The sequence below is a fragment of the Acidiphilium sp. AL genome, from assembly GCF_025499445.1.
Taxonomy (GTDB): domain Bacteria; phylum Pseudomonadota; class Alphaproteobacteria; order Acetobacterales; family Acetobacteraceae; genus Acidiphilium; species Acidiphilium iwatense.
The window spans coordinates 227,051-237,514 of the sequence record NZ_JAIMBZ010000004.1; the positions used below are offsets into that span (position 1 = coordinate 227,051).

The 10,464-nt window shown below is 63.3% G+C and carries 10 protein-coding genes; 4 read left to right on the forward strand and 6 right to left on the reverse strand.

Annotated features, from left to right (window positions below):
- Positions 1 to 70 precede the first annotated feature (70 nt).
- The 3 genes from AiwAL_RS05185 to AiwAL_RS05195 all read right to left on the reverse strand — a co-directional run bounded on the left by AiwAL_RS05185 (position 71) and on the right by AiwAL_RS05195 (position 2,931).
- Positions 71 to 904, reverse strand: a complete 834-nt coding sequence (locus AiwAL_RS05185; RefSeq protein ID WP_235702453.1) for a universal stress protein — start codon at positions 902 to 904, stop codon at positions 71 to 73.
- Between the two features lie 23 nt (positions 905 to 927).
- Complete coding sequence (locus tag AiwAL_RS05190; protein ID WP_262312233.1) at positions 928 to 2,004, reverse strand: tellurite resistance/C4-dicarboxylate transporter family protein; 1,077 nt, start codon at positions 2,002 to 2,004, stop codon at positions 928 to 930.
- A 186-nt stretch (positions 2,005 to 2,190) separates the two neighbouring features.
- Positions 2,191 to 2,931 carry a squalene/phytoene synthase family protein gene (locus AiwAL_RS05195; RefSeq protein WP_262312234.1) on the reverse strand — a complete coding sequence of 247 codons (741 nt, stop codon included), beginning with the start codon at positions 2,929 to 2,931 and terminating at the stop codon, positions 2,191 to 2,193.
- Positions 2,932 to 3,049: 118 nt separating this feature from the next.
- Here AiwAL_RS05195 and AiwAL_RS05200 point away from each other — a divergent pair, with 118 nt between their 5' ends.
- The gene (locus AiwAL_RS05200; protein WP_235702450.1) at positions 3,050 to 3,655 is read left to right on the forward strand and encodes a superoxide dismutase; all 606 of its coding nucleotides are present in this window, start codon (positions 3,050 to 3,052) and stop codon (positions 3,653 to 3,655) included.
- A 48-nt stretch (positions 3,656 to 3,703) separates the two neighbouring features.
- Here the strand turns inward: AiwAL_RS05200 and AiwAL_RS05205 are convergent, their stop codons facing one another.
- Entirely contained in the window at positions 3,704 to 4,345 is a 642-nt protein-coding gene (locus tag AiwAL_RS05205) for a TMEM175 family protein (RefSeq protein ID WP_235702449.1), read from the reverse strand.
- Positions 4,346 to 4,352: 7 nt separating this feature from the next.
- Positions 4,353 to 4,715, reverse strand: coding sequence for a preprotein translocase subunit YajC (gene yajC / locus AiwAL_RS05210; RefSeq protein ID WP_235702448.1), 363 nt, complete (start codon positions 4,713 to 4,715; stop codon positions 4,353 to 4,355).
- Between the two features lie 125 nt (positions 4,716 to 4,840).
- On the opposite strand from yajC, the gene AiwAL_RS05215 reads away from it, so the two are divergent.
- The 3 genes from AiwAL_RS05215 (at position 4,841) to AiwAL_RS05225 (ending at position 9,696) form a co-directional block, all read left to right on the forward strand.
- Positions 4,841 to 5,713, forward strand: a complete 873-nt coding sequence (locus AiwAL_RS05215; protein ID WP_235702447.1) for an ATP-binding protein — start codon at positions 4,841 to 4,843, stop codon at positions 5,711 to 5,713.
- A gap of 257 nt (positions 5,714 to 5,970) precedes the next feature.
- Entirely contained in the window at positions 5,971 to 6,660 is a 690-nt protein-coding gene (locus tag AiwAL_RS05220; RefSeq protein WP_235702446.1) for an energy transducer TonB, read from the forward strand.
- Positions 6,661 to 7,071: 411 nt separating this feature from the next.
- Complete coding sequence (locus AiwAL_RS05225; protein WP_262312235.1) at positions 7,072 to 9,696, forward strand: TonB-dependent receptor; 2,625 nt, start codon at positions 7,072 to 7,074, stop codon at positions 9,694 to 9,696.
- 221 nt (positions 9,697 to 9,917) lie between these two features.
- Here the strand turns inward: AiwAL_RS05225 and AiwAL_RS05230 are convergent, their stop codons facing one another.
- Complete coding sequence (locus AiwAL_RS05230; RefSeq protein ID WP_262312236.1) at positions 9,918 to 10,208, reverse strand: hypothetical protein; 291 nt, start codon at positions 10,206 to 10,208, stop codon at positions 9,918 to 9,920.
- Positions 10,209 to 10,464 lie beyond the last annotated feature (256 nt).

Consider the following 10,464-nt stretch of genomic DNA (forward strand, 5'->3'; position numbering starts at 1 on the left):
GGGTGTGCTCCCTGCTCGGGCACACCCTGACCCTATCGCATGCCGGCCGCGCCGAGCCCGCCTCCGCGAATCAATGGCGCATCAGCACCGGCAGGTCGGCGCAGGCGAGCATGTGGCGCGTCACGCCGCCAAAGACCAATTCGCGCAGCGGGCTGTGCGCATAGGCGCCCATGACCAGCAGGTCAGCGGAGAGATTGTGTGCGAGGTCGAGAAGCCTCTGACCGAGCGGGCCCGGACGAAGCGCAAGCACATGCAGGCTGGCCCTAAGCCCGTGCTCCAGGAGGACCGAGGGGACACCGAGGGCGTGCGCGGTATCGCTCACCCCGACCAGCACGTGCACTTCCTCGGCGCCGGCGAGCCAACGGAGCGCCGGAAGCACCGCCCTAAGCGCCTGCTTGTCGTCCCTCCAGGCAATGGCGATGCAGCGGCCGAATGCTGCACCCGTCTCCGAGGTGGCCGGCCCTGGCGGCACCATCAGAATTGGCCGGCCCGTGCCGAGCAGTGCGGCCTTGAACGCCTGATGCCCCAGCCAGTCCCCCGGCGAGGGCCGCCCCGTGACGATGACGTCGGCGCGCCGCCCCCATTGGGCCACGATGTCCTCCGTGCCCCCCTCCGCCTCGAACCAGTGAACCTCCGCAGCCCGCCGGCCGGTGCTCGCGTTCCAGCCATCGCACAATCCTCTCAAGACCAGGACCCGCTCCCGTTCTTCTTCCCTGGCATCGAGCAGGGCTTCGCTTCTGCCGACCAGCGTTGCCGCGGGTGACGGGGCGATCTGAATTGTCTCGCAAACCGCGACTGCATTGACGCGGGCGCCGCCCATGATTTCCGCAAGGCGCGCGGCGGCACCAAGCAGTGAATTTGCCTCCTCGGAGTGTCGCAACAGGACCAGGATCGTTTCCGGCATGACAGCACCTCAGTTTTTGGGTTTCACAGGGGGGGCGCTTGGTGGTCGCGCCCGTGGGGCAGGACGGAAAGCGGGCGCAGCAGCTGCACCCACATGCCCACGAAGGTCAGCGCCCAGGCCAGAAGCGCCACCCAGAACACCACATGCGGAATGGCATCGAGGAACCGCAGATGCGCCTCGGTCGCGTATTCGTGCGTCGCCGCGACATACATGCCGAGCGGAAACACGACCGACCATAGGCCCGGATCATAACCATGCGGACCGCGTCGCAATTCCTTCCAGAGAAACAAAATCACGAGCAGAGGAATCCAAAAAGTGCTGGTGGCCCATAACAGCACGGTGAAAGGTGCCACGAAGCGCTGCAGCAGAAGGAGATTGGGATTATCGCCGGGTAACGCCATCAGCCGTGCACCGGCGAGCGTCGCGATCGCCACCGCGCCCACGTTGATCCACCACGGCGCGCCCATCTCCGCCGGATGCATCGGGCGGAATACCCAACGGAAGAATATCAATGCCGAGAGCAACACATAGAGCATCGTGCCAAGCAGATAGAAAGAGAGGGCTGCAAACACGAGCGGCGGCGGCGCGCCGGTGCGCAGCGCAAGGAAACAGGCCAGCACGGCAATCGATTCCGTCGCCACCACCAGCAGCAGCCAGGCACCGTTCAGTCCGTGCGCCAGGTCCGGCTTGGCGGTGCTGACCGTGACTGCGGTGAGAAAGCCATAGACCAGCAACGCCCATAAGGTGAGACTGAACCAGAACAGCACCGGCAGCAGGAACGTCAGCGTGTTGAATACCGCGAACTCGCTGCCGAGCACGCCGTTGGCGGCGACGATCGTGAGGAAGGTCGGCCCGCGCTCGTGGCTCTTGAAATCGGTCAGCACCGCATGGGGAAACCGCGCGATGCGGGCCAGCAGTATCGCCCACAGCAGCGGATAGGCGATCAGGCTGACGACGAACAGCGGCCAAGCCAACGCCACGCGGCCAAGCAGCCGTGCCGACACCGCGACGATGCCCGTCCCCATCACCATGGCGAAATAGCCAGGGAAAAAGTCCCTGAGCCAACGAGGGCCGGCCTCTGCTGTCGAGCCGCTTGCCATCCTCGAATTCCGGGAGCGTGTTCGCGCAGGCGATGCGCCCCAAGCCTTTGCATCCCGCGGCAACACGGCGTTGCCACGCCTCTGCGCCGGCCTATGGAATATAGGTCCGACGGCGTGAGTTTGCCAGGGATGCCGCGGGCTGGCCTGCTTCAGGGTGCGTCCCCAATGGCGCCGTTCATGATCGGATCATTTCCCATCCGATCGCGAATGTCCAAGCCCCAGAAACCCCGCCGCGATCACCGCCAGCCGGTCGGGCAGGCCGCGCGGGCGGAGCGAAACGCCGCGTTCGAGCCTGGCGAGATCGCGCCGCGCCAGCACGGCGGGGAGTGCCGCCGCCAACGCCGCGCGCGGCGGCACTGCCGCAAGCAGGGGCCGCGCCGCCGCGATCAACGCGGTGGTGCCCGCGCCGTCCTGCGGCAACAGATCGCGCCCCGCCGCACGCAGCGCGGGGGCGGCGCGCAGAATCGCCGCGATCGCATAGCCGGTGCCCAGATCCCCCAGCGCGGCCAACCCATTGGCATCCGCCGCGCCGAGCAACCTTCCGGCAATGCGCATCAGGCCGCCCGACGTGCCGCGCGCATAGGCGAGGAAGGCGGCCCGGTCGGGGACCGGCTCGGCCTCGGCCTCGCGCGCGTCGATCAGGCCGAGAAGATCCCCGGCATCGAACGTGCCCTTTTCCAGCGTGGCACGGAGTGCTGCCGCCAGCGGGTGGTCGCGGCGCGCACCCTCGACCACCTCGCGCCACCAGTGCAGCCGGATCAGCGCCAATGGCCCGCTGCTCGCCACCTCGCGGGCCCGCGCCAGCTCGTGATTGAACGCATAGAGCAGCAGCAAATCGCGCCGCAGCGCCGCCGGCGCGAAAATCGCCCCGAGGAACCGATCGGGATCGGCACGGCGCACCAGCGCGGCGAGCGCCGCCTCATTCATTGCCGGACACGATCGAAGCTTGACGCTGCACCCCCCGGACCATAGCTAGATCAGTGCAGCCGGCGCGGTCCGCGCGCCGGATCAGACATAAAATTCCAAACAGGATCGGAGATGCCCCATGGCATTCGAACTCCCCGCATTGCCTTACCCCCACAACGCCCTCACCGCGCATGGCATGTGCCAGGAAACCCTGGAGCTGCATCACGACAAGCACCATCAGGCCTATGTGACGGCGCTGAACGGTTTCGTCGAGAAGAATGCCGAGCTGCAGGGCAAGAGCCTCGAAGAGATCATCAAGCACACCCACAACAAGGCGGACATGGCGCCGGTGTTCAACAATGCCGGGCAGCACTGGAATCACACGCTGTTCTGGCCGGCGATGTCGCCCAAGGATGGCGGCAAGATCCCCGCCAAGCTGGAAAAAAAGCTCGCCGAGGATTTCGGCTCGGTCGATAAATTCAAGGAAGCGTTCAAGGCCGCCGCGGTCGGCCAGTTCGGCTCCGGCTGGGCGTGGCTGATCCTCAACCCCGCCGGCAAGCTCGCGGTCACCAAATCGCCGAACGGCTCGAACCCGCTCGCCACCGGCGAAGGCAAGGCACTGCTCGGCATCGATGTCTGGGAACACTCCTACTATCTCGATTTCCGCAACCGCCGGCCGGACTATGTGCAGAACTGGCTCGACAAGCTGGCGCACTACGCCCACGCCGAACATCTTCTGGGCTGATTTTCTGCGCCAAGACGGCTCCGGGAAGCCGCTCCCGGAGCCGTCGCGTTACAGCCGCGCGAGAAATCCGGTGCGCGGCCCGATCACATAGATCATCTGCACCAGGATGATCGCGGCGATGCTGAACCCGACATCGATGAAGCAGAGCGCGGCTCCCGCCGCATAGAGCCCCTGTGCGACCAGCACGCGCCGCTCCATCGCGCAGGCCGTCGCCTCGGTGATCTCGGGTTTCAGCAGCCTGGCCGCGCGGGCATAGCGCCAGCTCGCATAGATCATCACGCCGCCGAGCAGGATGTTCAGCCAGTAAAAGCCGAGAGCCAGCCGATAGTCCGGGAAATCGCCGATCAGCCTGGTCGAGAACGGCAGCAGCGAGATCGCGAACAGAAAGCCGAGATTGAGCCAGGTCAGATGCCGGTCGCACCGCGCGACCATGCCGAGCCCGGTCTGCTGGCCGACCCAGAAAATCCCCAGGGTCAGGAAACTCATCAGAAACGTCGCGAAATGCGGGCCGAGACGCAGCAGCGCGCGCCACAGCCCGGCCTCGTCATGGATCGCGGCGACCACCGGGGTATGCAGGTCGAACACCAGCAGGGTCATCGCGATCGCGAACAGCCCGTCGCTCAGCGCGGCCAGCCGGTCGAGATTCTGACCGGAAATCCGGTTGTAGGATAGCTCCTGCCGGTCCGGCATCGGTCTCCTATTTCGCGGCTTTCTTGGCTTCGGCCGGCTTCGCCTCCGGCTGCTTCTCGGTCAGCACCGAGCTGATCGTGCTGCGCAGCACGGTGACGCGCAGGTTAGGCGCGAGATCGACCTCGATCTCCTCCGCCCCCTCGGCCGCCTTCGCCACCTGCCCGATAATGCCGCCGCCGGTCACCACCCGGTCGCCCCGGCGGATCGCCGCGAGCCGCGTCTTCTGCGTCTTCGCCTGCTGCTGCTGCGGCCGGATCAGGATGAAGTAGAAAACGACGACGATGAGAACCAGCGGCCCGAAGCTGAAAATGGCCGACATTCCTCCGTCGGGCGAGGCGGCGCTGGCGGCATAGGCGGTGGCGATGAACATGGATGAAACCCTGATTTGTGGCGAGACCGCTTGTCGCGGACCGGGCGGGACCATAATTAGCCGGCCCAGCCCGTCAAGCCGGGCCAGGCAGTTTGCCTGCCCAGCCCGTCAAGCCGGAAGCTCTCATGGATCAAACCGCCCTCGATATCCTGACCCGCATCGCCTCGGCGCTGGAACGGCTCGCGCCGCCGCCGGCGCAGCCGGCCTCGCTCGCCGGGCACGACGCCTTCGTCTGGCACCCGGCGCGGCGAACCCTGGAGCCGGTGGCGCGGGTCTCGCGCGTCGATATTTCCCTGCTTCAGGGAGTCGACCGGCAGAAGCAGATTCTCCTGGAGAACACGCTGCGCTTCGCCCGCTCGCTGCCGGCGAATAATGTCATGTTGTGGGGCGCGCGCGGCATGGGCAAATCCTCGCTGGTCAAGGCCGCCCACGCGGCGGCGAACGCCGCCCATCCCGGCAGCCTCGCTCTGGTCGAGATCCATCGCGAGGATATCGCGACCCTGCCCGATCTTCTTGACGTTTTGCGCGCCGAAGCGCGCCGGTGCCTGGTCCTGTGCGACGATCTCAGCTTCGAGCGCGAGGATGCCGACTACAAGGCGCTGAAATCGGTGCTCGACGGCGGCATCAAGGGCAGGCCGGACAATGTGCTGTTCTATGCCACCTCGAACCGGCGCCACCTGATGCCGCGCGACATGATCGAGAACGAACGCGCGACCGCGATCACCCCCTCGGAGGCGACCGAGGAAAAAGTCTCGCTGTCGGACCGGTTCGGCCTGTGGATCGGCTTTCACAATTGCGATCAGGCCACCTATTTCGCGATGGTCGATGCCTATGCGGCCTGGTTCGCCCTGCCGATCGAGGCCGGGGCGCTGCACGCGGAGGCCGCCGAGTGGTCGGTGACGCGCGGCGCGCGCTCCGGCCGGGTCGCCTGGCAGTTCATCAACGATATCGCCGGGCGCCTGGGGCGGGATATCGCCCCGCACCATGCCAGAGGCTAAAAAAATTTTCGTTTCCAGAAATTGCGGTGCGGAACCTCCCGGCGCAAGCGATGGCAAGGCCATGGGACAAACCGCGAAACACCGCTGCGAAATGCGCATCTCTATTGCACTGCACACAAGCCAAACCGGCGGTTTCCGGCATGGCGGTTGCTTGACATCGCCGGTGTCAACCGCATTACAGACCCATATCTGATCCGTGGACAGGCTTGCATGACGATGCGTGACCGAGACCAACCGACCGGCTGGAGAGCGTGCTGATGCTGGATGGCGCGACCATGAACGGGGGCCTGCCGCCCTGGGAACCCGACGAGCTGGGGCTGCCGGGCGCAAGCGGGATCAGCATCGCGCTGATGGCGCTGGCTTTCGCGGGCATCTGGTATGCCGCGCATCATCTGCCGCATGTCACAAGGCCGAACGTGCCGACGACCTTCGTGCATATGGTGCAACTGCCCAAGCACAAGCCGCCGCCGCCGCTGCCCAAGCCGCCGCCGCCGGTGCCGGTGCCGGTGCCCAAGCCGATTCCGCACCCGATCATCCATCACGTTTCGCCGATGCCGACCAAGATCCCGATTCCGGTGAAGCACGTGATCATCCATCACAAGCCACCGCCGCCGCTGAAAAAACCGCCGCCGCCGCCGGCCCCGCCGCCCGCGCCGGCCTACAACTTCCAGGCCTATGCCGCCGGGCTGCGCGCGCCGATCCAGCATCTCGTGCATGTCAGCCGGGCGATGCGGATGCTGAAGCTGCGCGGCACCGCCTATATCGAGTTCACCCTGACCCCGAGCGGCCAACTGATCTCGGCGAGCCTCTATCGCAGCAGCGGCAACCCGCTGATCGACAAGGCGGCGCTCGCGGCGGTGCGGCGGATGCATTTCCCGCCCTTCCCCGGCGGGCAGAACAAGGTGTTCGCCCTGCCGATCGAGATCCTGCCCTACGCCAACGGCTGAGACGTCAAGCCCCGGCAAAACCCCGCCCGTCGCGGCGGGGTTTTTTATGCCGGAAAACCGCCTGAAATTGGAGCATTCTGACCGGAATTCCGGCAAACCGGGCAGCATTCATTCCCTAGAATCCACAATGACGAAATCGTGATTAATTTCCCGTCATCTCACGGTATGACAAAATTGTTGCAATTTGAAAAACTTTATTGCTGAATTTTAAGGAGTTTTACGGGAATAATTTCAAAAATCCCCAAACGACAGATTTTAAGTGCTGCCGCCAAGCCATTCTCGGAACAGACATTTTCCGCCTGTTGCTAAAAAGCTCTAGGCAAAGCCCTCCGTCCAATAAATGATGCGCAGACCAGCCATTCGTTTCCGCGATGGCTGGCGCGTCATCCTTGGCCGCTCAGGAGAATTTTCATGAAATTGTCTCATCCGGGTCGCAAACGGCTGCTTCTGCTCACCGCCTGTTCGGTCGCGACCGGCATGGTATTCTCCGCGCGGGTCTGGGCGCAGAACGCGCCGGCTCCGGTGATCGTGCCGGCCGCACCGGCGACCGGCGCCGGGCCGATCATTCCGGGCGGCAGTGCCGCGACGCCGGAAGCCCAGGCGGTGCATATCGAGAAGATCAAGAAATTCTACCATGAGTTGTTGCTGAAGGAAAAAAATATCGCCAACGCGGTATCGAGCGTCGGCCACAAGCAGATCGAGGCGGAGGGCGAGCAGGCCGGCTCGATTCAGAGCCTTTTGAAGCAAACCCCCTCGGTCAACGAATATCAGCAGAATATCGGCCAGGGCGTGCCGGTGCTCACCGTGCGCGGCGTGCGCAACTCGCAGCTTGCCCAGACGCTCGACGGCATCCCGATGCAGGACCTGATTTCCGGCTCCCAGGGCGCCTTTTTGAACAACAATGTCGGCTCGCCGATCACCCTGGGCCAGCTCTCCGCCACCACCGTCTATCCGGGTGTCGCGCCGCCGGACAAGCAGGGCTTCGCGACCGTCGGCGGCACCATCGCCTACGAGACGAAAAAACCGACATCGAAGCCCTATGCGGAAATTTTCGGCGGCATCGGCTCGTTCGACACCACCCATGCCGGCTTCGAGATCAACACCGGCCGGATCGGCAGCGGGATCGACGCGCCGCGCGCTTTGCTGCGCTACAATCAGCAATATACCGCCGGCTTCCCGGACGGCAACTCGATCCGTTCCGGCGACATGCTGTTCTCGATCGTCAAGCCCTATGACGAAGGGTTATCCCACCTTTCGGGAACGATTCTGTTCAACCGGGCCGATGGCTATATCTCGGCATTCTCGATTCCGGTCCCGTTGCAGCAGGCCAACAGCTACAGCTACAATTTCCCGCATTCCCTGAGCTTCACCAAGGAAAACAACAAATACCTGACCGCGATCCTGAGCGACGAGACCTATATCAACCCGCATCTGATCGTCAGCGGCAAATTGTTCATGATCCGCTCGTCGTCGGATTTCACCAGCTTCATGAACCCTTACGCGCCAGGAACCTATTCGCTGGACCCGAATTTCCCGTATCAGGTGAATTTCCAGGTTCCCTATCTCGGCTACGGCGCTCTCGGGCCGACGGCGGTAGCCAATGGCGTGGCAACAAATCCTGAAGCCTATGCGCCGGGCTTCTTCACCTATGATCCGTTCATGTTCGCACCGGCGGGTTGCAGCCCGACCAACCCGACCTGCTATTCCTACGGCGAATCCGCCGAGCAGATCAATAATCACAGCACCACCATCGGCTTCACCCCGAAGGTCAATATCTTCCTGCCACATAACGACATCACCATCGGCGGCTTGGTCGCCAAGGAATCGAGCAGCGGCCAAAGCTTCATGTACGCCACGCCAAATATGCCGAACGAAATCGGCAACAACTCCTTCGGGTTCGGCGGCGGCATTCAGCGCACGATCTACTCGGCCTATCTGCAGGACAAGATCAACCTGCTGCACAATAGACTGCATCTGCTGCCCGGCGTCACTTTCACCGGGATCTATACCAGCAACATCACCCAGTTCAGCCTGCAGGGCCTGCCGGGGAAATTGCAGAACTGGGGCGCGGTGGCCGAACCCTATTTCGGCATCAGCTACGACCTGCCCTATCACATGGTCGCCTATGCCAGCTACGGCAAATCCGCCCGCTTCGCGCCGGCAACCGATTATTCGCGAGGATCGGCGGGAAGCACCACCCATGCGCCGACGCCGGAAATCGTGCATCTGTATGAAGCCGGGCTGCGCTACGACACCGCGCGCCTCTATCTGAACGGCGATATCTACTACCAGAAAATCAACGACCAGTTCTCGTTCTACACCAACTATCAGACCTTGCTGTCATTCTATGCGAATACCGGCTCATCCCAATATCGCGGCTACGAATTCTCCGGCAAATATCGCCTGACTCATGATATCGAATTGTTCGGCAACGCCTCCTATACCAAGGCGAATTATCTCAACAATTTCTTCGCGCAGGATACGCCGTTCGAGGGTCAGTTCGGCTACGTGTTCAAGGGCAATCCGCTCGCCGCGATCCCGAACTGGCTCGGCAATTTCGGCGTCGAATACGATCGCGGACCGTTCAGTGCCCGGCTCTCCGGCCAGTATACCGGCCAGCAATATATCACCTTCGATCTGCCGCCGGTCTTGCCGAACACTCCGGTCATTGTTCCGGGGGTCCCAAATGGCGCATTGGCCCTGGCGACCGCGCCCTATTATCCAAGCGGGCCGGCCAATCTCGCCCAGGCGCTCGGCGGCCAGCCGCCGGTTCAGAACTTCAAGCTGCCCGGCTACATCCTGATGAATCTGTTCCTGAGCTACAAACTGCGGCTGCACGGCTACGACCATATCCAGTATCTGAAATTCTCCTTGAATATCCACAATCTGCTCGGGCTGCACTACTATCAGCACTACTTCCTCTCGCCGGCGGAAATTCCCAACGGCGCGGGTGGTTTCGTAAATACCCCGACCTACGCCTCGGCCTTCGTCGGCATTCCGCGGTCGATCTTCTTCAACGTCACCGCGCGGTTCTGATTAACCGGACTACCACACCCACTAACCGGCCCCTTGCGGGGCCGGTTTTTTTGAGCAATGCGGCACTTGAAGCCTCATTGCGCGAACCAGCCCCCCCATCCGTCGTCACGAGGAGCGCAGCGACGACGTGATCCATCACCGGGTGTCCTGAAAGGCGTCGTTTCCGCGAGTCCCGGCGTTAGTATATTTTTGAGACGGAACAAACACGGAAAACCGTGTTTTCATGTGCCGATGAAACAGTCGATCACGCAATCGTGATAATTTTGCGCAATCGCAGGTTTCGGGCAATGAAACGTCATGTTGCACAAATGCGACAGACAGCTTCGTTCAATCACCCCCCCATCCCGCGACAGAAACAGGCTGACGTGTGCGACTCGCGGCATGTTGCAGCGCAATATTGGATCGGTCCGCACCTGAAAACCGGCATCCTGTTGCTCGGGCGCTCTTGGCAGCGAAATTGCCGCCATGCGACATGCGCGGGTCTGTAATACGCCGTCCATCAAATTCGGCATGGGTCCGAGCCGGAGCGGCGAAACGAATTGCCCTGAACGGGAACTGGTTTTTCTGCTCGTAAAGAGCTCTGGGGGTTGTACATGCAAGTTGGGTCAACGCGTAAGCGATTGTTGCTTCTCACCGCCTGTTCGGTCGCGACCGGCATGGTATTCTCCGCGCGGGTCTGGGCGCAGAACGCGCCGGCTCCGGTGATCGTGCCGGCCGCACCGGCGACCGGCGCCGGGCCGATCATTCCGGGCGGCAGTGCCGCGACGC